The sequence below is a fragment of the Streptomyces sp. NPDC048825 genome (genome assembly GCF_043198355.1).
Taxonomy (GTDB): domain Bacteria; phylum Actinomycetota; class Actinomycetes; order Streptomycetales; family Streptomycetaceae; genus Streptomyces; species Streptomyces xiangluensis.
In genome coordinates this window covers 1-22,195 of sequence record NZ_JBICUR010000015.1, presented here as the reverse complement: position 1 = coordinate 22,195, position 22,195 = coordinate 1, and the positions used below count along the sequence as shown (strand labels likewise).

The 22,195-nt window shown below is 67.8% G+C and carries 22 protein-coding genes and 3 pseudogenes; 10 read left to right on the top strand and 15 right to left on the bottom strand.

Annotation, left to right across the window (positions count from 1 at the left end; genetic code table 11):
- Window positions 1-7 precede the first annotated feature (7 nt).
- From ACGFNK_RS31430 to argC, 4 genes are all read right to left on the bottom strand, one after another.
- Window positions 8-1,228, bottom strand: a complete 1,221-nt coding sequence (locus tag ACGFNK_RS31430) for an acetylornithine transaminase (protein WP_393421312.1) — start codon at window positions 1,226-1,228, stop codon at window positions 8-10.
- Window positions 1,225-2,142, bottom strand: coding sequence for an acetylglutamate kinase (gene argB / locus ACGFNK_RS31425; protein WP_393421310.1), 918 nt, complete (start codon window positions 2,140-2,142; stop codon window positions 1,225-1,227). The genes ACGFNK_RS31430 and argB overlap by 4 nt, the downstream gene beginning before the upstream one ends.
- Window positions 2,139-3,290: a bifunctional glutamate N-acetyltransferase/amino-acid acetyltransferase ArgJ gene (gene argJ, locus ACGFNK_RS31420; protein WP_393421309.1), complete on the bottom strand. Its 1,152-nt coding sequence runs from the start codon at window positions 3,288-3,290 to the stop codon at window positions 2,139-2,141. The genes argB and argJ overlap by 4 nt, the downstream gene beginning before the upstream one ends.
- A gap of 88 nt (window positions 3,291-3,378) precedes the next feature.
- Window positions 3,379-4,407: an N-acetyl-gamma-glutamyl-phosphate reductase gene (argC, locus tag ACGFNK_RS31415; protein WP_393421307.1), complete on the bottom strand. Its 1,029-nt coding sequence runs from the start codon at window positions 4,405-4,407 to the stop codon at window positions 3,379-3,381.
- Window positions 4,408-4,758: 351 nt separating this feature from the next.
- Between argC and ACGFNK_RS31410 the strand changes: the two genes are divergently transcribed.
- The 3 genes from ACGFNK_RS31410 (at window position 4,759) to ACGFNK_RS31400 (ending at window position 6,912) form a co-directional block, all read left to right on the top strand.
- A complete protein-coding gene (locus ACGFNK_RS31410; protein WP_393421305.1) occupies window positions 4,759-5,496 on the top strand; it encodes a TnsA-like heteromeric transposase endonuclease subunit in 738 nt (245 codons plus the stop codon).
- Window positions 5,441-5,752 (top strand): hypothetical protein, encoded by a 312-nt coding sequence (locus ACGFNK_RS31405; protein ID WP_393421304.1) that lies wholly within the window; start codon window positions 5,441-5,443, stop codon window positions 5,750-5,752. Before ACGFNK_RS31410 ends, ACGFNK_RS31405 begins: the two co-directional genes overlap by 56 nt.
- Window positions 5,753-5,925: 173 nt before the next feature.
- Window positions 5,926-6,912, top strand: a complete 987-nt coding sequence (locus ACGFNK_RS31400; protein ID WP_393421303.1) for a helix-turn-helix domain-containing protein — start codon at window positions 5,926-5,928, stop codon at window positions 6,910-6,912.
- A 430-nt stretch (window positions 6,913-7,342) separates the two neighbouring features.
- Here ACGFNK_RS31400 and ACGFNK_RS31395 read toward each other — a convergent pair.
- Together ACGFNK_RS31395 and ACGFNK_RS31390 are read right to left on the bottom strand one after the other, a co-directional pair.
- Window positions 7,343-8,180, bottom strand: a pseudogene (locus ACGFNK_RS31395) (transposase family protein).
- A 129-nt stretch (window positions 8,181-8,309) separates the two neighbouring features.
- The gene (locus tag ACGFNK_RS31390; RefSeq protein WP_393421301.1) at window positions 8,310-8,693 is read right to left on the bottom strand and encodes a hypothetical protein; all 384 of its coding nucleotides are present in this window, start codon (window positions 8,691-8,693) and stop codon (window positions 8,310-8,312) included.
- Window positions 8,694-8,972: 279 nt separating this feature from the next.
- Here ACGFNK_RS31390 and ACGFNK_RS31385 point away from each other — a divergent pair, with 279 nt between their 5' ends.
- From ACGFNK_RS31385 to ACGFNK_RS31365, 5 genes and pseudogenes are all read left to right on the top strand, one after another.
- A complete protein-coding gene (locus ACGFNK_RS31385) occupies window positions 8,973-9,407 on the top strand; it encodes an amidohydrolase family protein (protein WP_393421299.1) in 435 nt (144 codons plus the stop codon).
- A gap of 91 nt (window positions 9,408-9,498) precedes the next feature.
- Complete coding sequence (locus ACGFNK_RS31380) at window positions 9,499-9,813, top strand: helix-turn-helix domain-containing protein (protein ID WP_393421297.1); 315 nt, start codon at window positions 9,499-9,501, stop codon at window positions 9,811-9,813.
- 97 nt (window positions 9,814-9,910) lie between these two features.
- The gene (locus ACGFNK_RS31375) at window positions 9,911-10,822 is read left to right on the top strand and encodes a MerR family transcriptional regulator (protein ID WP_393421296.1); all 912 of its coding nucleotides are present in this window, start codon (window positions 9,911-9,913) and stop codon (window positions 10,820-10,822) included.
- Window position 10,823: 1 nt separating this feature from the next.
- A pseudogene (locus ACGFNK_RS31370) lies at window positions 10,824-11,047 on the top strand (hypothetical protein); the annotation flags it as partial.
- A 260-nt stretch (window positions 11,048-11,307) separates the two neighbouring features.
- The gene (locus tag ACGFNK_RS31365) at window positions 11,308-11,679 is read left to right on the top strand and encodes a DUF4158 domain-containing protein (RefSeq protein WP_393421606.1); all 372 of its coding nucleotides are present in this window, start codon (window positions 11,308-11,310) and stop codon (window positions 11,677-11,679) included.
- A 691-nt stretch (window positions 11,680-12,370) separates the two neighbouring features.
- On the opposite strand, the gene ACGFNK_RS31360 is transcribed toward ACGFNK_RS31365, so the two are convergent.
- From ACGFNK_RS31360 to ACGFNK_RS31345, 4 genes are all read right to left on the bottom strand, one after another.
- A complete protein-coding gene (locus tag ACGFNK_RS31360; protein ID WP_393421294.1) occupies window positions 12,371-13,759 on the bottom strand; it encodes an erythromycin esterase family protein in 1,389 nt (462 codons plus the stop codon).
- Between the two features lie 459 nt (window positions 13,760-14,218).
- Window positions 14,219-15,118, bottom strand: a complete 900-nt coding sequence (locus tag ACGFNK_RS31355) for an alpha/beta fold hydrolase (RefSeq protein WP_393421292.1) — start codon at window positions 15,116-15,118, stop codon at window positions 14,219-14,221.
- A gap of 315 nt (window positions 15,119-15,433) precedes the next feature.
- Window positions 15,434-16,312 (bottom strand): LLM class flavin-dependent oxidoreductase, encoded by an 879-nt coding sequence (locus ACGFNK_RS31350; protein WP_393421290.1) that lies wholly within the window; start codon window positions 16,310-16,312, stop codon window positions 15,434-15,436.
- A 325-nt stretch (window positions 16,313-16,637) separates the two neighbouring features.
- Window positions 16,638-17,282: an isochorismatase family protein gene (locus ACGFNK_RS31345; RefSeq protein ID WP_386344699.1), complete on the bottom strand. Its 645-nt coding sequence runs from the start codon at window positions 17,280-17,282 to the stop codon at window positions 16,638-16,640.
- Window positions 17,283-17,469: 187 nt separating this feature from the next.
- On the opposite strand from ACGFNK_RS31345, the gene ACGFNK_RS31340 reads away from it, so the two are divergent.
- Window positions 17,470-17,994, top strand: a complete 525-nt coding sequence (locus tag ACGFNK_RS31340; RefSeq protein WP_393421604.1) for a helix-turn-helix domain-containing protein — start codon at window positions 17,470-17,472, stop codon at window positions 17,992-17,994.
- Here the strand turns inward: ACGFNK_RS31340 and ACGFNK_RS31335 are convergent.
- The 3 genes and pseudogenes from ACGFNK_RS31335 to ACGFNK_RS31325 all read right to left on the bottom strand — a co-directional run bounded on the left by ACGFNK_RS31335 (window position 17,902) and on the right by ACGFNK_RS31325 (window position 19,913).
- Window positions 17,902-18,777 (bottom strand): aldo/keto reductase family oxidoreductase, encoded by an 876-nt coding sequence (locus ACGFNK_RS31335; RefSeq protein WP_393421288.1) that lies wholly within the window; start codon window positions 18,775-18,777, stop codon window positions 17,902-17,904. The genes ACGFNK_RS31340 and ACGFNK_RS31335 overlap by 93 nt on opposite strands.
- 167 nt (window positions 18,778-18,944) lie before the next feature.
- Window positions 18,945-19,273 (bottom strand): annotated as a pseudogene (locus ACGFNK_RS31330) (IS110 family transposase); the annotation flags it as partial.
- Between the two features lie 64 nt (window positions 19,274-19,337).
- Window positions 19,338-19,913 (bottom strand): SRPBCC family protein, encoded by a 576-nt coding sequence (locus ACGFNK_RS31325; protein ID WP_393421287.1) that lies wholly within the window; start codon window positions 19,911-19,913, stop codon window positions 19,338-19,340.
- A gap of 89 nt (window positions 19,914-20,002) precedes the next feature.
- Between ACGFNK_RS31325 and ACGFNK_RS31320 the strand changes: the two genes are divergently transcribed.
- On the top strand, window positions 20,003-20,239 hold the full coding sequence (locus ACGFNK_RS31320; RefSeq protein ID WP_393421285.1) for a hypothetical protein: 237 nt from the start codon (window positions 20,003-20,005) through the stop codon (window positions 20,237-20,239).
- A 142-nt stretch (window positions 20,240-20,381) separates the two neighbouring features.
- Here ACGFNK_RS31320 and ACGFNK_RS31315 read toward each other — a convergent pair whose 3' ends face one another.
- A complete protein-coding gene (locus ACGFNK_RS31315) occupies window positions 20,382-21,332 on the bottom strand; it encodes an alpha/beta hydrolase (protein ID WP_393421283.1) in 951 nt (316 codons plus the stop codon).
- A gap of 32 nt (window positions 21,333-21,364) precedes the next feature.
- Window positions 21,365-22,195 (bottom strand): NADP-dependent oxidoreductase (locus tag ACGFNK_RS31310; RefSeq protein ID WP_393421281.1); only part of this gene is annotated, 831 nt, incomplete at its 5' end.

The window sequence follows — 22,195 nt, the reverse complement described above, 5'->3', positions numbered from 1 at the left end:
CGTCGTCTCATTCTCCGGCTCGTCCATCCCCGTTGGCTGCCGCGGCCGCGTCAGCCGCTGCGTCGAGGACGCCGGGCAGTGCCCGGAGAAAGACGTCCACCTCGTCATCGCCGATGTTCAGCGGCGGCATCAGCCGTACGACATCGGGGGCGGGCGCGTTCACCAGAAGGCCGGCGTCCTGAGCCGCCTGCTGCGCCTGAGGCGCGAGCGGCTCGGTGAGCACGATACCCAGGAGCAGGCCCGAGCCACGGACATAGTCGATCATTGGGTGGCCCAGTGCCTCCACCCCGGCCCGTAGCTTCTCGCTCGTCCGCTTCACGTTCTCCAGCAACCCCTCGGCCCCGATGGTGTCGAGGACGGCGAGACCGGCGGCGCACGCGACCGGGTTCCCGCCGAAGGTGGTGCCGTGGTGACCGGGCTTCAGCAGCTGGGCGGCGCGGCCGAAGGCTACGGTCGCGCCGAGGGGCAGCCCGCCGCCGAGTCCCTTCGCCAGCGTGACGATGTCGGGCAGGACGCCCTCGTGGGCCTGGTACTCGAACCAGTGCCCGGTCCGTCCGACGCCCGTCTGCACCTCGTCGAGGACGAGGAGCGTGCCGGTGGCCGCGGTGATGGCCCGAACCGCCTTGAGGTAGCCGGGGGGCGGTACGACCACTCCGTTCTCGCCCTGGACCGGCTCGACGATCACCAGCGCCGTGTCCTCGGTGACCGCGGCGGCCAGCGCCTTCGCGTCGCCGTACGGGACATGCGTGACGTCGCCCGGCAGCGGCAGGAACGGCTCCTGCTTGCCCGGCTGACCGGTGAGGGCGAGCGCGCCCATGGTCCGGCCGTGGAAGCCGCCCTGCGTGGCGACCATGTGTGAACGCCCGGTCAGTCGCCCGATCTTGAAGGCGCCCTCGTTGGCCTCCGCACCGGAATTACAGAAGTACACGCGGCCGTCACGCCCGAAGAGCTGGAGCAGCCGTTCGGCGAGCGCGACGGGCGGTTCGGCCACGAAGAGGTTGGAGACATGGCCGAGGGAGGCGATCTGCTTGCTGACGGCCTCGACGATCGCGGGATGTGCGTGGCCGAGCGCGTTCACCGCGATCCCGCCGACGAAGTCGAGGTACTCCTTGCCGTCGGCGTCCCAGAGCCTGGTGCCCTCACCGCGGACGAGGGGCAGCCGTGGAGTGCCGTAGTTGTCCATGAGCGCGCCCTGCCAGCGCGTAGTCAGCTCCTCATTGCCCCTCACGCCGCGTCCCCCTTTTTCTTGTCGTCCTCGTCCGGCACGACCATCGTGCCGATGCCCTCGTCGGTGAAGATCTCCAGCAGGATCGAGTGCTGGACGCGCCCGTCGATCACGCGGGCGGTGTGCACGCCATTGCGCACGGCGTGCAGACAGCCCTCCATCTTCGGGACCATGCCGCTGGCCAGCTCGGGCAGCAGCTTCTCCAGTTGCTTCGCGGTGAGGCGGCTGATCACCTCGTCGGAGTTCGGCCAGTCCTCGTAGAGGCCCTCGACGTCCGTGAGGACCATGAGTGTTTCGGCGCCAAGTGCCGCAGCGAGTGCCGCAGCCGCCGTATCAGCATTGACGTTGTAGACATGTCCGTCGTCCTGGGAACGGGCGATCGAGGAGATGACCGGGATCCTGCCGTCCTCGAGCAGTGCCTCGATCGCGCCTGTGTCGATTGCGGTGATCTCGCCGACCCGCCCGATGTCGACCAACTCCCCGTCGATCTCGGGCTGGTGCTTGGTGGCCGTGATGGTGTGCGCGTCCTCGCCGGTCATGCCGATGGCGAGCGGCCCGTGCTGGTTGAGCAGCCCGACCAGCTCGCGCTGCACGTGTCCGGCCAGGACCATGCGTACGACGTCCATGGCGTCCTCGGTGGTGACCCTGAGGCCCGCCTTGAACTCGCTGACGATGCCGTGCTGGTCCAGGGCCTCGCTGATCTGCGGCCCGCCGCCGTGCACGACGACGGGCTTGAGGCCGGCGTGGTGCAGGAACACGACGTCCTGCGCGAACGCGGCCTTCAGGTCTTCGTCGATCATGGCGTTCCCGCCGAACTTGATGACGACGGTCTTGCCGTTGTGCCGCACCAGCCAGGGCAGCGCCTCGATGAGGATCTGCGCCTTGGGCAGGGCGGTGTGCTTGCGAGTAGTACTCATGACGAATACGCGCTGTTCTCGTGGACGTAGTCGGCGGTGAGATCGTTGGTCCAGATGGTGGCCGTCTCGGTGCCGGCCGCGAGGTCGGCGACGATGTGCACCTCGCGGTAGCGCATGTCGACCTTGTCACGGTCCTCGCCGACACCGCCGTGCTTGCAGACCCATACGCCGTTGATGGCGACGTTCAACTGGTCCGGCTCGAAGGCCGCTCGGGTGGTACCGATCGCCGAGAGCACGCGGCCCCAGTTGGGGTCCTCGCCGTGGATCGCGCACTTGAGCAGGTTGTTGCGGGCGATGGAGCGGCCCACCTCGACGGCGTCGTCCTCGCTCGCCGCGTTGATCACCTCGACCTTGATGTCCTTGCCGGCACCCTCGGCGTCCCGGATGAGCTGCTGCCCGAGGTCGTCGCACACCTTCCGTACGGCCTCGGCGAACTCCCCGTACTCCGGGGTGACTTGAGAGGCCCCGGAGGCGAGCAGCAGCACGGTGTCGTTGGTGGACATGCAGCCGTCGGAGTCGACGCGGTCGAAGGTGACCTTGGTGGCCGCGCGCAGCGCCTTGTCCAGTACGTCGCTCTCCACGTCGGCATCCGTCGTGAGGACGACGAGCATGGTGGCGAGGCCGGGAGCGAGCATCCCGGCGCCCTTGGCCATCCCGCCGACGGTCCAGCCGTTCCCCTCGGCAACCGAGGTCTTGTGAACGGTGTCGGTGGTCTTGATGGCGATGGCGGCCTTCTCACCGCCGTGCTCGTTCAGGGACGCGGCGGCGGTCTCAACTCCCTTGAGGAGCTTGTCCATCGGGAGCAGCAGGCCGATGAGCCCGGTCGACGCGACGGCGACTTCACCGGCGTTGTGACCGAGTACTTCGGCGACCTTCTCGGCGGTGGCGTGCGTGTCCTGGAAGCCCTTGGGTCCCGTACAGGCGTTGGCGCCACCGGAGTTGAGGATCACGGCGGAGACGAGGCCGCCCTTGAGGACCTGCTCGGACCACAGCACCGGCGCGGCCTTCACACGGTTGGAGGTGAAGACGCCCGCGGCGGCCAGACGGGGCCCGTTGTTGACCACGAGGGCGAGGTCCGGGTTGCCGCTCTCTTTGATGCCTGCTGCGATGCCGGAGGCGGTGAAGCCCTTGGCAGCGGTGACGCTCACTGTGCCTCCTTGTTCGCTTCTCCGCCCGTGCAGCGCAGAGGTGCGGCTTTCGTCGTTGTCTGCGGCCCGGCGGCTGCACGTGCGTCGCTCACGGTGCGACTCCGATCGTGGAAAGACCCGTGTCCTCGGGCAGCCCGAGGGCGATGTTCATGCTCTGCACCGCGCCGCCCGCGGTGCCCTTGGTGAGGTTGTCGATGGCGCTGATCGCGATGATGCGGTGCGCGGCCCCGTCGTACGCGACCTGGATCTGAACGGCGTTGGAACCGTAGACGGACGCGGTCGCCGGCCACTGCCCTTCCGGCAGCAGATGCACGAAGGGCTCGTCGCCGTACGCCTTCTCGTACGCGGCGCGCACGGACTCGGCGGTGACGTCGCGGCGGGCCTTGGCGGTGCACGTGGCGAGGATGCCGCGCGGCATCGGGGCGAGGGTCGGTGTGAAGGAGACGGTGACGGGCTCGCCGGCTGCCGCGCCGAGGTTCTGGATCATCTCGGGGGTGTGCCGGTGGACGCCACCGACGCCGTACGGCGACATGGACCCCATGACTTCGCTGCCCAGCAGGTGCGGCTTGGGCGACTTGCCGGCGCCCGAGGTCCCTGAGGCGGCGACGATCACGGCCTCGGGTTCGGCGAGCCCGGCCGCGTACGCCGGAACGAGGGCGAGCGAGGCGGCGGTCGGGTAGCAGCCGGGTACCGCGATGCGCTTGGACCCCTCCAGCGCGGCGCGGCCACCCGGCAGTTCGGGGAGCCCGTAAGGCCAGGTCCCGGCATGCGCGGAACCGTAGAACTTCTCCCAGTCCCCCGCGTCCTTGAGCCGGAAGTCGGCACCCATGTCCACGACGAGAACGTCCGGACCGAGCTGCTCGGCGACAGCGGCGGACTGCCCATGAGGCAGAGCGAGGAAGACGACATCGTGCCCGGCGAGGACGTCGGGGCTGGTCTCCTGGAGCACACGGTCGGCGAGCGGCAGCAGATGCGGCTGCAACGCACCGAGGCGCTGCCCCGCGTTGGAGTTGCCGGTCAGAGCACCGATCTCGACCTCGGGGTGCACCAGGAGCAGCCGCAGCAGTTCCCCGCCCGCGTACCCACTCGCTCCGGCCACCGCCGCACGTACCACCATGGAAGCCTCCTCCTTGATGGCATGACTATACGTTTCGCTGCACGTTTATGCAATGTGTGACGATGTGCGCAGGCCGCCAGGGTGTGACCGAGATTTTTAGTTGGCACATGGAGCACGCCAGTTGGCAAATCTTGGTCCCGTCACGCTGTGTTGCGGCCAGTACTGAAGAAACGCCCACGTTGCCGGTCGAGTGGTGCTTCTCTGGATGAGTGGGCGAGGCAGCGATAGCGAAGATCCCGTCGGACTCAAGTCAGCTGGACCACCTTGTCACGGCGTACGACGGGGACGCTCGACTGCGGAATCGGCTGCAGCTCGGGCACGACTGGCCGCGTCGGTGGAGTTCGACGTGGCATGTCGGTGCGGACGAGGTCCGATATGGCTCACGTACCGGTGATGTCGTCCCGGCCGATGCGGGGGTTCACGTGGCGGGCGAAGCAGCGGCACCGTCCCGGCCTGGAGGTGATGGCGTCAACGGGCTGGAAGCATGGCTTCGAGTCGCTGGAGGAAGTGTGCCTGCTGGTCGCGCTGGACTTCTTGAGGGCATCGGAAGTGCTGTCGCAGCCGTTCCGGCTGGACTTCGAGCATGCGGGCGGGCATGCCTGGCACATCCCGGACTTCCTGGCCGTGATCGGCGGCGGGATGTGGTTGCTGGACGTCCGCCCGATGGAGCTGATCAAGGAGGAGGACGCGCTGAAGTTTGCGGCGGCCAGGGAAGTGGCGGCCGCCTGCGGCTGGCGGTACTCGGTGGTCGCGGGCTGGCGCCCGCACGTCTGGAGCGTTCTTGATCACTTGTCCTCGCGTCGGCGGCCGGCGAGGGACCTTCTCGGTATGCGCGAGCAGCTGCTCACCGCTATCAGCGGGCAGCAGGGGCGGGCGATGGCGTTCTCCGAGCTGGCGGACGCGACGAGCGTGCCTTCCGTTGGCCGGGCGAACATCGTCCGGCTGCTCTGGCAACGCGAGCTCGGCGTTGACCTGGGCAGTCCCTTGCGCCACAGCTCACTGGTCTGGCGGTGTGATGGCAGCGAGGGGGTTCTTGCAGATCGCGCCGGGCAGGCAGGTCGCGCTCAATGGCGTCGAGTGGACGGTTGACGACGTCCACGGCCAACTCGGCCGACTCGTCCTCGTGGATGGCGACGGTCGGGCGGAGACCCGCTCGTTCCGCTGGCTCATCATGCCGCACTTCGTGATGCGTACGGCCGGGCTGATCGTGCCGATCGCCCGCGAGATGGCCGAGATGGACTACCAGTGGTACGCGCCGTTCCACATGGACGCGACGGAGGCAGCTGACACCTTCCGCCTGACCGCCACCGACTTCGACTTCGCCGTCCGCAACGAGGTCGGCTGAACTCCCACCGCCACACCGGCAGGCCGACGGCATGGCCGCCGACACCGTGAACGTTCGCGGTCACGGCATTAGGAACTCGGCACGGCAGGCACTTGAACCGCAGCGGCGTCGGGACAGAACATGTACGCCACAAGAAGGCGTCGGAACATCGAACACGAGGTGGATCACCGGAGATGAACAGCACTGGATCGGTGACCGACCTGGCGCCCGGGGCGTTCGCCGTGGATTCCAGGGTCCCGGGTGCCGCACCGCGAGGATTCGATGCCTTCCGTCGTGGATGGCAGACGCAGATCGGCGATGTCTTCCCCCTGCCGGCCTTCAGCCCGGCCACGATCGCCGACTTCCGGCTCAAGGGATCCGTCGCCCGGGTGCGCGATGTGGTGATCGCTGACCTCCACATGGCGTCGGCCACCCGGATCGCGGACCCCGCGGGCGGTGATCGGGACCTGGTGGAGATCCACGTATTGCGGCGCGGCGCATGGACGTTGGGCGGCCTGCCCGATCGCGACGAGCACACCGTATCGACCGGGCAGTTCCTTTTCCGGCACTTTGGGCGGCAGATGCCCTTCGAGACGGCGCCGCACACCACGGCGCAGTTCCTTTTCCTGCCCTCCGCGACGCTCAGATCCCTGCTCGGGAACCGGACTGTCATCGGGCCGGCGGACACGGCCGAGATGCGCCTGCTGACGGCCCACACGAACATGATCCAGAAGACGGCCACCGACCTCGGCCCGGCCGGTGTGCACGCCGCCCACAGCACCCTGATCGAACTGGCCAAGGCCGTGGCGGTGCGCCGCTTCGACGACGTGGAACCACAGTTGGCTCCCGCACTCACCCGGGCCGCGAAGGACCTCGCCAACAGCCATCTCGCCCATCCCGAGCTGTCCCCGACGATGCTGGCACGCGAGCTCAACGTCTCCGTACGCACCCTGCAGCGGGCATTCGCCACGGTAGGAGAGTCGGTGACCGCCTACATCCGCCACCGGCGGCTGGAAGAAGCCCGGCTCGCCCTCACATCGCCATCCGGCCGGTGGAGCATCTCGGAACTCGCCGCCCACTGGCACTTCGTCGACAGCAGCCACTTCATCCGCGCCTTCAAGAAACACTACGGCCAAACGCCGACCGAATATGCCCGCTCGACCGGATCGGCCGCACGCTGAACCGACCTGAAACAGGGCCTGATGCATGAACTGACCGATGACGCCGGGAAGTTGACCGTACTGTATTTACCAAATGTCACCACCCCGCAGAACACCACGAGTTAAAGACCAGCACACTCGAAGACGATCATGGACGAAAACCCCGCCCGCTTCTTCGGACAGTCAAAGTACTACGGAGCGGCTTTGCCATCATGGTCACCATGAGTCAACGAGACCGCTCCCGTCCCCTGGCTGTGCAACACAACTTCAGCGACGATGAAACCGAGCACGGACTCAAAGCTGTTCGCCTCCACGCCAGTTTGAGACTTGGCGTTCGCGACGCGTCCCAGCCCAATGAGCACTGTGCATCGTGAAGTTGCAGGTCACGGGGCTGGCGTGCGCCGGGTTCGGGATGCTGTCGCGGGCGGATGACTTCGGGGAAGATCGCCGGTCAGCGGGAGACTTCGCGGTTCGTCAGGACCAGCATGGCCCTCACCAGGGCGGTCGCCCACTTCGGGTCGGTGCGGACCTTGCGGAGGACCCGTCAGTTCTTCAGGTGCGCGAAGCCGTGCTCGATCGGCGCCCGGACCGCGGCCAGCGCCGTGTTGGACAACTTCTGACCACGTGTCAGAGGACGGTTCCGGGCGGCCTTGTAGCCGGTGATCACCGCTGGGTCGGCGTCGGGATCGCTGTCGTCGAGGCCGATGAAGCCCAGGTCGGCGATGGCGCCGAGGCCGGCTGCCCGCAGCTTGGCGGTGAGTTGGGCGTGTCGGCAGGCGGTGATCTCCGAGGTCCGCCCGGGCCGGGCCGCGGAGGCCCAGAGCAGTCGGCCTCTGTCGTCGGAGTGCGATCACGAGCAGGCCATGGCATTTCTGTTTGCCGGAGTAGTGCTTCCGGTTCTGTGTCCCGGTGCGGCGTCGGGTGCGGATCAGCGTGCCGTCCAGCAGGACCACCCCGCCGCCCATTCGGGCGATCTTCTTCAGGGCCCTCTCCAGGCGTGGGGCGCGGGCGGCCAGCAAAGCGACGACTTCCCTGACCCACCGGGTCACGGTGGTGCGGTGTATCCCGTTGCCGCCGGCCAGGTCACCCGGCCGCTGGTCACATCGCAGCACCGCCAGCACGATGGCGGCGATCCTCCCGGCGGGCAGCGCCCGACACCGCGAGCCGATCTTCTTCAGACGGCCGCGTATCAGGTCGGCGAGCCAGTTCAAGGTGGTACTCGACAGCGGCAAGCGGGCGGTGTAGACAAGGCCGTCAGGGCCCTCGGCGAGACCGTTGTTTTTCTTCACACCAAACTCAACTGCCGTCGGGGGCCCGCTGGTTACGTCCTGGCGATTCCCGCGTCCGGCGCCGCTACGGGCGTGCGGTGAACCTGCCGTCGGGTCGTTTGTGCAGCCAGCCGCGGTCGGCGAGTTTGGTCATCTTCGCGCGCAGCGGTTCCAGTTTGCCGCGCACCGCGACTTCCAGGCACGGTTCCTCGCCGACACCCCTGACCTGCACCGGGCCGTCGGCGGCCCGCACGATCGCCAGGATCTTGCGGTAGTCAGCGCGGCCTCGTCGGGATTCTCGCTGCGGTGCGGGATCAGCAGCATCGCCCGTCCCGCCACCCGGGCGGGAGTTGGGGCAACAGTCGCGGCGGCCTCCTCCGCGGCCCGGTCCTGCTCGGCCAGCCGGTTCAGGACCCGCTCGGCGATCACCAACTCCTCCCGCTCGGCCTGGACCTCCTGCAGGTGCTTGGCCAACTCCTCGGCGAGCGTATCCAGTTCACTGCGGCGATCCGTGATCCGCTCCAGATCCTGCATCCCCGCACCCTCCCCACGCCATCCCGGCGCACCGGCCCGGTGACGGACCGTAGGAGCGACGCCACGGTGAGCGCAGCAGAACCCGAGAACGGCCCAGCCGCCAGGTCAGACGATCTTCAACGTGGACACCGGCCTCGGGCCAGCGCGAGCGCGGCAAGAAGCGCGCACACCAGCCCCGTGACCTGCAATTCACGATGCACAGTGCTCAGCGACGGTGGTAGCGGCTGGCGGCCTGCACGTCCCACTGTTGCCGGAGGGTGGCATAGCGCGCTCCCGTAATTGGGCCGTTCAGATCCGTGGAGAACTTCCTACGCTGGTCGCTATTTCCAGTTTGCGGCGCTGGCCCCCGCCTGGCCGTCGACCTGCGTGGTCGGGCTGCTCCACGCCGCCGGCGTCGAGGTCCTGGCCGGTACCGATGCGGCCCACCTCGGTGCCCCGGGCCTCGCTCACGGCGCCAGCCTGCACGACGAGCTCCGCCTGCTCGAGGCCGGCGGGCTGAGTCCGGTCGAGGCGCTCACTGCGGCGACACGGCGTACCGCTGACCGGTTCGGCCTGACCGACCGCGGGCGGATCGAGCCCGGCGCCTCGGCGGACCTGGTGCTCGTGGACGGTGACCCGACCTCGCAGCTCTCCGCGACGCTCAACACCCGCGCGGTGTGGCGTCGGGGCCACCGCCTGACACCGGCCGACGTGACGGGAGGGCATGATGCCTGAGCGCTCGCTGGTTGACGTCCATGCCCGCTTCACCACCTCGCGCTACATCTATTGATCAGAAGCGGTTCAGGTTCTGGGCCGTTGGAGGAGTGTGAACGATCTGGTGGGGGAAGCGCGGCGCCTTTCGCCGTCGGCGCAGGAGGCCCTGCGGCTGCCCGCGGTGGCCGCGTTGGCGGCGTTGGCGGCGGGGCGGGGCCGTGAGGATGTGGCGGCGGTGTTCGGGGTGTCGCTGAAGGCGGTCGACATCTGGTGGGCGAAGTGGCAGGCCGGTGGGCGGGAGGCGCTGGTCATGCGTCCGCGCGGTAAGCCGGTCGGGGTGCATCAGGTGATTCCTGAAGCTTTCTCGTCCGATCTGATCAGTCTGCAGTCTGGTCGAAGGCGAGGAGGCGCATGCTGTCGGCGCTGACGGTGGTGAGAAAGCTCGGCAGAGCTCTGGAGAACTCACGGGATGTCGCACTGAGGCGCTTGAGTCTCCAGCCGCCGGAGGGTTCAGGATCTTACTCATGGACGACGAACGCCCCGACGTGCTCACCATTGGCCGGCTCGCGCACCGCACCGGACTTCCGGTGCGTACCCTGCGCTTCTGGTCGGACGAGGGGGCGGTGCCGCCTGTGGCCCGCTCCGCGGGCGGCTACCGGTTGTACGACGCCGAGTCCGTGGCCCGCGTCGAGCTGGTCCGCACCCTGCGGGAGCTGGGCCTCGGGCTCGACGACGTGTGCCGCGTCCTGAGCGGCCGCACCACGGTCGCCGAGGTCGCCGACGCGCATGTGGCCGCGCTCGATGCGCAGATCCGCTCACTCAAGGTGAGCCGGGCCGTCCTGTCCACCGTGGCGAAACGGGGTTCGACCGTTGAGGAGACAGCACTGATGAACCGGTTGGCGCGGCTTTCCGCCGCCGAGCGCAAACAGATCATCGACGAGTTCAAGGAGGAGGTGTTCGGCGGCCTCGACGACCCCCGCCGCCTGCGCGACCGCATGCGCACCTTCAGCATCGAATTGCCCGACGATCCCACACCTGAGCAGGTCGACGCCTGGATCGAACTGGCCGAATTGGTGCGGGACCCCGATTTCCGCGCCCGGTTGCGCACATGGATGGAGCTCAACACGCCCGTACCGGGGCAGGGCCGTCCCCCCGGGGCGTCCATCTGGTGGGCCAGGCAGATCGTGCAGACCGTCGCGGAGGTCAGAAAAGGCGGGGTCGCTCCCGAGGGGCCGGCAGCGGCCGAGGTGCTGTCCGAGCTGTTCGGTGACGCCGATCGGGCCGCCGTGCTGCGCAGCCTGGAAGCCGGGATCGAGGCAGGAGCGGAGCACTACCGCAGGCTCGTCGCCCGTGTGCGCGGGCAGGATTCGTCGCCCGACGCGACCGAGGAGCTGGAATGGCTGGCGCGGGCCCTGCGCGCCGCGGATCAGACCTGACCTGGTACTCGGCCTCGGCACGGGGCAGGCCGCCCACCTCGCGGTGCCGCTCGACCGGGACGAGCTGATCGCCTACGGGCCGCGGCTGTCCGACAACGGCGCCACCCGGCTGGGGACGGTGGCGTTGGTCCGAAGGCCGGACCCGGACACGGCACGCGCCATTCCGACCCCGGACCGGTACGCCGACCCTGGGTGCACAACTGGCAGTTCGGCAGGCGGTCGTGATGACCGAGGACATCCAGGCCGACGTCACCGCCGAGACCCTTCGGATCGCTCAGCATCCTCGTGTTTCACCCGAACCCACGGATGCATTGGCCTGTCGCACACCGGTGGACCCGTGGGTTCGCGCTGAAGGACCTCCGGTTTCCCTAAACCCACGGGGATCCAGGGGTGTGACCCACGTACGCGTCAAGGGAGCAATGAGCTGATCTTGAAGCCCTGAGCGCCCGGGCCGTCATCCGTTCGGCGGAGTGTCGTTGGTGGTGATGTTTAGCTGGCGTCTTGGCCCTGGGCAGGATTGTGACCTCGATCGAGCGGACCGCGTACCCCCGCGGTTCAAGCGGCTGATCACCGCGCACGAGCTGCATCTGTTCTTCTCGCCGACTCGCGATGAGCTGGAGTGGGCGGCCGGGGCCACGGACGGGGACGAGCATCTGCTGGCCGTGCTGCTGACGCTGAAGCTGTGTCAGCGCATGGGGTACTTCCCGACGCTGGAGGACGTGCCGGAGCAGGTGGTGGCCAAGCGGCGTGGATCCGTCGGGAAGCTCACCGTCGCGGACTCAACTGACGCCGCTCGTCGTCCAGCGCCCGCCCCACCCCGGGGCGGGCGTCTGCGTGTTCAGTCGACACTCCCATGACCAGCTCACCTGGGACAGTCCGATTGTCGGCTCGTTGCATCAGGCATGGGGTGGGGAGACTTGACAGACGCCCGAGTGGGAACGGCTGCGGCCATTCCTGTCGGTCGGCATTGGACGTTGCTGTGGTGCGGGAGCCGTACTCGCGCGGGTCGACCGCATCAGGTCGGCCAAGACAGCGCTCGGCTGCGATTTCGTCAAGTCGCCGGCGTCGTCGCGAGGACCAACCACTGGCCTGTTCCGGGCAAACGTACGCAGGTACCTGATCACCTCGGACACGTCGGCGCGGAGCGAAGAATCTACCGGCTGAGTACGCCGAGTGGCTTGGGGCGGCGAATCTCGGCGGAAGGGCTTCGGTCCGTCACGGTGCCCCGTGCCGGATCACGCCCGGCACGGGGTCGCGGCCGTGAATGTCGCCACGCACCGCAGCCGTCGCAGCGAGGACGTATGCGTCGGGGAGGTCCTGCCTGTGCTGTCGGCCGCCGCACAACGGATCGAGAGCGACATCGCCACCTTGCATGCTGCACGAAATCGCCCAGAATCTGATCTGCGGTGCCCCGGAGCAGTGAGGTACCGGCGTGCCATGCGAACGCTACTCGGAGACGTGCCTGGCTGCCGCAACGGTCCCGGCCGCCACGACGCGTGGCGAACCGGAACGTTCCGGCCCTCCCCCAGGTGTGTCGGTGGTGGGGTGTCAGGGTGTGCCGAGGTACGTGGTGGCCTGGATGTCGTGCAGGTGTATGAGGATGTCGTGGGCCTTGCCGAATGCGGCCGTGTATTCCACGGGGTCGGGCCATCCGGCGCCGATGTTCCAGGTGCCACGCTCCTTGTCCAGCCACTCGCGCACCGGCTCGGGGGCCTTGCGCATGTCGAGGATGTAGTCGTCCCGGCGGGCCTTGTCCAGGGTCTGTTCGTTGGAGCCCGGCTTCGCGCCGTCCACGTGGTAGCTGCGCATCACGTTGTCGTCGGTGCCGAACGCGATGAAGGAACCCTTGTAGAACGAGAAGCCGATACTGGCGTAGCGGCTGCCCAGTGCGTCGCGGAGAAAGGAGCCCTGAGTCTTGGGGTACCGCGTGTCGAACGAGTCGTAGGACACGTGGGTGTTGTGGGCCGACAGCAGAATCTTGTTCCCGGTGTACTGGTGCCACCACTCCACGTTCTCGGCCATCACCTGGTCGCGGAGCTTCATCATCTGGGCGATTTGCTCCTCGTCGCCGATGTCGAAGGACAGGCCCCTGGCCATCTGGTGGATGGCCAGGGCGTGCTGTGTCATCCACAGATGGTTCTGCTTGTCACCGGGGCCGGGGCGCTGTGCGCGCAGGAGGTCGTAGACCTTCCGGGTCCGCTCCGCCCGCTCCTGGCGCTCGGCGAGCGGCAGCTTGTAGTACTCCTCGGCGAAGGTGCCGGCGTCGGTTGTCGGGGCCAGACCGCGGTACAACTCGGTCGCCTGCTTCAGCAGTTGCGGGTACTCGTGGGATACGTAGTCGATGACCCGTGCGTACAGTTCCGGGCCGGCATAGCCCATGTCGTTGCCCATGAAACGCACCGGGTCGCCGGGGTGGTGGAGGTTGTAGTCCCGCATCCACCTGATGAGGTCGATGTAGTCCTGGTTGTTCCAGATCCGGTAGGAACCCTGGAACTCCTCACGGGCGATGTCCTTGAGGTTGCCCTTGCCCTGCACCACGTACTCGTCGATCCGCACACCGCTGCTCCAGGGGAGTTCCAGGCTGAAGGTCCGGAAGCCTTTCTCCTCGACCAGATAGCGGAAGACCCGGTGCTTCATGCGGAAGAAGTCCCGCGAACCGTGGGTGGCCTCGCCCAGTCCCACCACCTCGGTGCCCTTGAGCATGCGGCCCAGCGCGTCGAGGTCCCGCAGACTGCCCGTGGGGTTCGTGGTCCGCAGGGGGTGGGAGCTGCGGTCGATGCCGGCCACCACACTCTCGCCGCTCTGCCAGGAGGCAGATGCCTTCGATGCCGGGGCCGGTGAACCGTGCGCCGTGGCGCCCATGGCAGGCGTGGCGACCGTCAGCGCGCTGAGGGAGAGGAGGACCGAGGGGATGATTACTGCCTTGCGTCGCGTCATGCGTACAGATTTCCGTGCGCACAGGGTCCGTCACCAACCCGTGTGCTGCCCATCTCCAAGTACCGCAGGCACTACCCCGGGACTCGGGCCACCGCCCGTACGTCGTGGCTTTGCCGCCTGGTGGAGCCGGTCGCGGGCGAAGAGCAGATACAGGGGACGACGAGATGCACCACGTTGCGGCCGGCGAGTTCCGCCTGCCGGGCGGCATGGCGCAGCAACGTGAACTTACCGATACCTCCCGGGTGTACAGGTACGCAACAAGGGGAGCGTCTGCCGCTGCCGACAGCATCCGGTGGAACATGGCTCGCTCCGGTTACCGGGCCACTGGCGCATCGGCTCGTGCTGCCGCCAGCCTGTCCGCCAGTCCCCTCACACCCAACGCCGCTTTCCTCTTTCAGGCTCATCGCGCCGCGATGTGCAGCCGATCAGTAGTTCAACAGGTCGCCGTTTCCAGTCCAGTCAGATGTGCCCGGCGGGTCGGGGCGGGGCAGACAGGAAGGGGAGCAGCTCGCGGGCAAAGGCATCGGGACGTTCCTCGGGCACGAAGTGGCCACTGCCCTCAATCACCGCACCGGTCAGGTGCGGCGCGGCCGTGTCCAGACTGTCGGCGAGTAGGGCGCCTGAGCTGTGCTCGCCGCCGACGGCGAGTACGGGAATGGGAAGGGTTCCTCCGGTTTCGTGCCAGGCCCGGTTGACGCGGCCGTCGTCAAGGAGGGTGCGGTAGTGCGCGAAGCCGGCGCGCAGTGCCTCGTATCCGCGGTAGGAGGAGGCGATGGTGTCGACCTCTTCCGGCGGGAAGGTTCCGGGTACCGCGGACAACCAGTCGAACCACCAGGTGAGGAAGTCGCTCTCCCGGCCTTCGAGGAGCAGCTCGGGCAGTTCTTCGGTCATGAAGAGGCCGAAGTGGAATAGACCGCCGGAGGCCACGTCCATCGCCTGCTCCAAGCCGAAGCCGGGGAGGGCGAGTTCGACGAGGACGAGGCGTTCGACTTCCTCGGGGTGGCGGCGGGCGTAGGCGAAGGCCACCATGCCACCGATGTCGTGCCCGACGATGCGCACGCCGCCGTGGATGCCGAGCTGTGCGAGGAGTTCGCGCATGTCCTCTGCTTGTGTGTCCTTGTCGTATCCGCTCAGGGGACGGTCAGAGGCACCCATGCCGCGCAGGTCGGGTACGACGACGCGGTAACCGTGCGCGGCGAGGGCCGGCATGAGGTGTCGCCAGGCTCGCCACGTCTGGGGCCAGCCGTGCAGAAGGAGTACGGGTTCACCGGACCCGCCGACCACGGCATGCAGCCGGGTGCCGTTCGCCGTGACGGTGATGCTTTCGAATCCGTCGGGGAGGGGTGTTTCGTCGCTCATGGGATCACCTGGGGCTGGGTCGAAGAGAAAGACCAGGAATTTCTGTCCGTGAGGGCCGGCAGAGCCGGCGGAGCGCTCGGCCAGTACCTGGTCGGTGGAGGTGACGCGGGCTCCGGTGCGCTCGACGGCGCAGCGGATGCGGGAATCGTTGGGTGGTCGGCGTTGCTGAGGGCGGGGTGGACAGGGGCAGTTCACCGTGCCGCCCTTGTGGCCGGTGAGAAGCAAGACGCTGCTCTGGGGGGAAGGAAGGACTCTGACGGGTACAGCCGGTGCCGTTGTGCCAGGAGTGCTGCCCGGCCCGAGGACACGGAGTGGTCAGGTCTTCCGTGCGAGGGCTTCGCGGACTGCGGGTACGACTTCGGCGGCGAACGCGCGGATCTGCTGGCCGTGATCTCGTAGGGGCCAGATGACGAAACCGTTCATGCCGACGGTGCGCACGAGTGTGACAAGGCGCTCGGTCCACTGGGCGGCGGGCCCCTGGAACGGGCCGGCCGACTCCGGTTGGATGACACCGGCGATGTTGTAGACCCGGCGGATCGTGTCCGGATCGCGGCCCGCCAGCAGGGCTGCGTCGTCGATGCGGCGGACAGCCGTGGGCAGTGCGTCGAGTCCGAGGTAGGCGTGCGAGGGAAGCCAGCCGTCCGCTTTTGCACCGGTCAGGGCCAGCATGCGGGGCCCGTACGAGCCCAGCCACAGCCCCAGACCGGGGGCCGGCGCCGGGCCGGGGTGGACGCCGGCGAGCGAGTAGTGCCCGCCGTGCGTCCGCACACTGCGCTCGCCACTCCACATGGCCCGGATGACGGTGATCGCCTCTTCAAGTGCGTCGACGGCCTCCTTCGGCGTGCGACGGGAGCCGCCCATGGCCTCGATGGCTTCCCAGAAGGCGCCGGCGCCCAGGCCGAGCTGGACCCGGGAGCCGGTCAGTCTGTCCAAGGTCGCCGCAGCCTTGGCCAGCAGCGCCGGCGGGCGCAACGGCAGGGAGCTGACCGTCGGGACGAGCGTGACATGTCGCGTCCGCGCGGCCAGGAAGGTGAGCAGTGTCCAGGTGTCGTCGAACGCCGCTTGGTACGGGTGGTCCTGGATGGTGAGAAGGTCGAGGCCGAGACTATCGATGAGTAGTGCCTGCTCACTGGAGCGGCCGACGGGGAGGGCATTTGGCTCTACGTTCGCGCCGAACAGGACAGGGAGGGGCATGAAAGTCTCCTGAGCGACCGGCGCTTGCTCGACATCGGCCGCGGTGGTCGGGAGCGGGAAAGGGAACGGGCTCGCCGTCGGCTCGGAGGCAGTGCCTTCGAGACCGGGCGGCAGCCAGGGGGGGGCGGCTGTTCCGGCACGGGCACTCGGGTCCGTGAGCGGTTCAGCGCGGCGGGCCGAGGATGACGCCGCCGTAGAGTTCGGATGCTTCCGCCAGGAGGGATGTGGGGATGTCCGTTCTTGGAGGTCGGCGGGGAAACTGGTTCCTGAAGGCCGGGGGGCGGGCCCCGCAGGGTGGGGCGGGCCGGAGCCCGCCCCCAGGGGTTCAGACGGCCGTGGCGGCGCGCTTGCCCAGTTCGAGGGCGTGAAAGAAGGTCCGGGCACTCATGCCCATGGACGGCACGTTCTCCTGCATCAGCCGCATGCGGTGCGGGGCGTCGTGGAACTTGGGGTCGAGCTGGAACTCGGCGGCCAGGGAGAACCAGGTGACCGGTACTGCGCCGGCTTGGACCATTCGCTGCACCGCCGCGTTGTGTGCCTCGAGCGAGGGGCTGGCGGATGCGTCGACGGCCACGTGCACGCGGTAGCCCTCGCGCAGGCCGCCCAGCACCGTCTGCAGCACGCATCCGTCCGTGGCGATGCCGCCGACCACCAGGTTCTCCCGGCCTTCCTCCCGGACCGCCTGGGCGAACGACTCGTCCAAAAAGGAGTTGAAGTCGACGGCACGCTCGATGACCGGCTGGTCACCGATGGCCTCCAACAGCTCCGGGTACAGCGGGCCGGACGGCTTGCTCGACTGGCCGTTGGTCACGACCAGACCGCTTTCATACCACTTCGCCGTCTTCGCCAGGCCCACGACGTTGTTGATGTGTTCAGCGAGGTTGTGGGAGCGCAGAAGGTTTGCGAAACCGACTGCGTAGTCGACGAGAACGACGGTGGTGGTGGCGGGGGCGAGGGGCTCAGGAGTCATGACATGGCTTCTTTCTGATCAAAGAGGAGGACAGCGACGCGTTGATCGCGCAGCGGTGGGCAGGTGCCTTAGCGCACGGGTGACCGCTTGGTCACTAACGAAGGTGCGCAGACCCCGGGTCCAATTTCCAGATTGGTCACTAAATCTGGAAACTCAGGAGACTATGCCGGGTTTGTAAGCTTTTTGTCTGGCCAGTCACTCTCTACTCGGGCATGAATTAGTAGCCGGATGTGCACTTTCGGTATGGAGGGACCATCGCCGACAGGGAGCAACACCGCGAGCGGCGAGATCGTCGAGCCGCCGACGGGCCCCTGAAGAACGCAGGGCCGCGATCGTCGCAGCCGCACAGGCCGCCTTCTCCGAGCTGGGCTTCGGCAAGACGACCATCCGAGAGGTCGCACGCCGGGCGGGGGTGACGCACGGCCTGGTGATACGGCATTTCGGGTCCAAGGAGCAGTTGTTCCTTGCCGCGGTGCCCAGTCCCCGCACGCTGATGGCACAGGTGGCCGGCGATCCCAAGTCGTTGCCGACGCGCAGCGCCCGGTCATACGTCCGACGCATGACCCTCAGCGGCGGCAACGACTCCTTGTGGCTTGTGGGCCGTTCAGCTACGGGGCATTCAGCGGCCGATGTCGTCCAGCTCGGTCAAGTCCTCATGCGAGAGGGAGAGTCCCGCGCCGGCGATGTTCTCGCGCAGGTGCGCTGTCGATGACGTGCCGGGGATGAGCAGGATGTTCGGTGATCGCTGCAGCAGCCAGGCCAGTGCGACGGACATCGGTGTCGCCTTCAATCGAGCGGCGACCGCCGAGAGCGCCGAGGACTGGAGCGGGGTAAAGCCCCCGAGGGGGAAGAAGGGCACGTACGCGACGCCTTCGGTGGCGAGCCGGTCGATGAGCTTGTCGTCGTGGCGGTGGGCGAGGTTGTACATGTTCTGCACGCACACGATCGGCGCGATGCTCTGTGCCTCGGTGACCTGCTCCTCGGTGGCGTTGCTGACCCCGAGGTGGCGGATCAAGCCCTGCTGCTGGAGTTCCACGAGCGTCTCGAACGCCTCGGCGAGCGAGCCGGGCTGGGGACCTTCGGCGTTGCCGAGTCGGAGGTTGACCAGGTCGAGTACGTCGAGCCGGAGGGACTTGAGGTTGTCGTGGACCTGGCGGCGCAGATCTTCGGGTCGCCGGGCCGTGGGCCAGCCACCCTGTTCGTCGCGGGTCGCGCCCACCTTGGTCACGATGTGCAGCGACTCGGGATAGGGGTGCAGTGCCTCGCGGATCAACTCGTTGGTGACGCGCGGCCCGTAGGCGTCGCTGGTGTCGATGTGGGTGATACCGAGGTCGACCGCCGCTTCGCGCAGAACGGCCAGGGCGCCCTCGCGATCGGTGGGCGGCCCCATGACCCACGGGCCGGCCAGTTGCATGGCGCCGTAGCCGAACCGGGTGACGGTCAGGTCACCCAGAGTCCAGGTGCCGCCGGGAAGAGAGAGGGAGGGTGTGCTCATGCTGTTGCCTTTCGTCGTGCACGTGGGGGGTGCCCCTATGTGGTTCGTCAAGGAAATCGGGCTGCATCAGAGACGTGAGCCCAGGCAGCATGGCGGTGTGTCTGATCTGCCATGGGACGACGTCCAGTACTTCTTCGACCTGGATGAGATGGGGACGCTGCCGGACGTGCGCGTTTCTTGTCGTAGTAGGCCCGTGATGCCGGGTCGGCCAGGGAGGCGAACGCGGAGAGGAAGAAGGCCCGCTTCAGCTGTTTGTTGCCGCGGCGGGAGGGCTGTTCACCGCGGATCGAGGAGCCCGAACTCCTGGTCGCAGGGCCAGACCTGCGTGGGAGGCCAGGTGGGCGGCGGTCGGGAAGGTGCTGGCGTCGCCGGCGTCGATGAGGATGCGGGCTACGGTCCTGACCCCGATTCCGGGCATCGAGATCAGGACCTTCGAAAGAGGGTGGGTCTCCAGTAGTTCCTCGATCCTCGTGGCGAAGAGTTTGCGCTGATCAAGGATAGAAAGCGGCGACTTCAGGCCACGACTGCACCCTGGATTGTAAAGGGCTCGATAACTACGCCTACGAGCGGTTTTCTTCCGATTCGATCACTTGCAGGCACCTCGCGAGGGCGGCCACCATGTATCGGCGCCAGAGGGGAGTGAATGGACCGGCGAGAATCCAGCGACGACCCGGAAGAGGCTTGAATTCGTAGGTCCACCGAATGAGGGTGCCATCGCCGTCGGGATTGAAGTTCCATTCACCTCGAACGCCTGCCGCGAGTCGAGAGAGGATGTTCGTGAATCCCGTCAGCTGATACGCAAAACTAGAGCCTTCCGTGTACTCGATCAACTGTTCGTCGGCCTGTGACCCGTCGTCGAACTGCGGGTTCCTGGTGGGACCGACGTGATCCCATGCTTCGGTCTGGTTTGCCACACCTTTGACACCGGGAAAGGGTGCCACCCGGTGGAAAACGCTCGACAGGTCGATGGGAACGATCAATCGGAACGCGTTGGCGGGCGCCACCGAAGTTCGCCGCTGGACTGTGATCGGAACAGTGTTGTCGGTTGAGCCGATAAGGAGGGGTATCGCCTGGACCACTGCGGCCTGCTGAGGCTCGGTCGTTTTCTTCCCCGCGATCGGTTTCTTGTCGGACATCGATGTTCTCCTGTCTTGGTGATGTGAATCCACTGTGAAGCATTAACGAACATGAAATGCTTCGAATGGGAAGCAAGCAGATTCGTGATGTGAGTGACCCGACCACCGGCCGGAACATCGAGTGCCTGCTTCACCTCCTGACGGCGGTCAGCAGCCTGGCGCAGTACGGGGTGGACGAGCACCTGCGTGCCGGCGCCGAGGCGGTTCAGGGGAGACGTCGAGGTAGGGACAGCCCGGCATTCCGGCTGGCCCCTTCCTCGCTGAACCAGGGACCGTTCGATGAACGGTTCAAGTTCCGTATTGCGTGCCTTGTCGCCGCCACCTGAAACGGAGGCGTCTCCTCATCACCCCTATGTAGGCGTGCGGTGGTGCAGCAGCGATCGTTTTTACTGAGAGTCGTTGAGGAAGTGCAGCGATATGTGGCTGGAGACGTGGGTTGGTAAGTGACAGCAGGCCGCTGGTCACGGCTCAGATCGACTTGAGCACCCGGACCCGATCGGTGATGGCACGCCGCGCGACGTCGGTGTCGAAGGCGATGGAGTCGAACTCGTGCGGGACGCCGGGGTGAAGGTGGAACTCCACCGGCACGCCGGCGCGGCTGAGTTTGGTCGCGTAGGCGGTGTCCTCGTCACGGAACACGTCGAGTTGGCCGACCTCGATGTAGGCCGGAGGCAGGCCGGTCGCATCCTCGAGACGGGCGGGAGCTGCCGTGGGCGGGACGCCGGGGCCGCCGACGGCTTTGCCGAGCAGTGCCGGCCATGCGGTGAGGCTGTCGTCGTAGGACCACAGGAGATAGGGCTCGATGTGGGGGTCGGGTGTGGTGGTGCGGTCGTCGAGCATCGGCATCAGCAGGATCTGCCGGGCGATCCGCGGGCCGCCGCGCTCGCGGGCGAGGATGGTCAGGGCGGCTGCCATGCCGCCTCCGGCGCTGTCGCCCATCACGCCGATGCGGTTGGCGTCGACGTCCAGCTCGGCGGCGTGTTCGTGCAACCAGCGCAGTGCGGCGTAGGCATCTTCGAGCGGTGTCGGGAAGGGGTGCTCGGGGGCGCGGCGGTACTCGACCGACAGCATCGGCACGCCGCTGGAGGACACGTAGCGGGAGACCGGGCCGTCGAACAGGTCGATGTGGCCGAAGACGTATCCGCCGCCGTGGAAGAACAGCACGGCCGGGCCGGGCTCGGCGCCGTCCTTGACGTACCAGCGCATTTTGATCTGTGTGCCGTCGTCCGCGGTCGCATAGTGCTCGCGGGTCGTCACGTCGGCCGGGATCGGCTGCGCGGCTCCCGCGGCGCCGATGATCGGTTCCCACATGGCGCGGCGGCCCGCGATGTCGCCCACAGCCGGCGGCTTGACCTCGGCCATCGCGCCGGCCATCGGGGCCAGCGCCTCGGCGATCTCGGGATCCAGGGACAGTGTCATGGTCTTTTCCTTTAGAGGCTGGTCGGTCGGTGTCAGGCGGCGGTCGCGACGATGACGACCTTGCCGTGCAGCTCGCCCGTGGCGGCCTGGGCGTGGACTGCCGGCAGCTCCGCCAGCGGCACTCGCTGCGCGACGTCGACGCGCAGCTCGCCGGAGTCGATCAGTGCCACCAGCCGCGACAGCTGGTCGGCGTCGCTGCGGACGAACAGGTCGATGCCGCGCACGCCGCGCTGTTCGTCGCTGGGTGCGGGCATCCACACCGTGGTGTTCACCAGCACTCCACCGGGAGCGATCAGGGCGGGCAGCGCGGCCAGTTGCGACGGGTCGATCGGCGCGAGATTGAGCACGACGTCGACCGGCTCGGTCACCGCCTCGGTCACCCCGGTGGTGGTGTGATCGATGACCTCGTCGGCACCCGCCGTCTTGACCTGCTGGCTGCTGCGCGGGCCGGCGATGGCTATGACGTACGCGCCGGCGTTCTTGGCCAGCTGCACGGCGTAGCCGCCGACCGCTCCGCCCGCGCCGTTGACCAGCACGCGCTGACCCGCCGTCAGCTTGGCGTGGTCGAACAGCGCCTGGTACGCGGTCAGGCCCACCAGCGGCAGCGCTGCGGCGTCGGCCAGCGGGACGCTCTTCGGCGCCGCCGCGAGGATCTCGGCCGGGGCGATGACGTACTGCGCGGCGGCGCCGGGCTTGTCCATCGGCAGGAAGCCGACAACCTGGTCGCCGACCGCGATGCCGTCGACGCCCTCGCCCAGCGTGTCGACCGTGCCGGCGACGTCGAGGCCGGGAGTGTGCGGCAGCACCACCGGGATGGGGCCTTGCATGAAGCCGCCGCGGATGTTGCCGTCGACGGAGTTGAA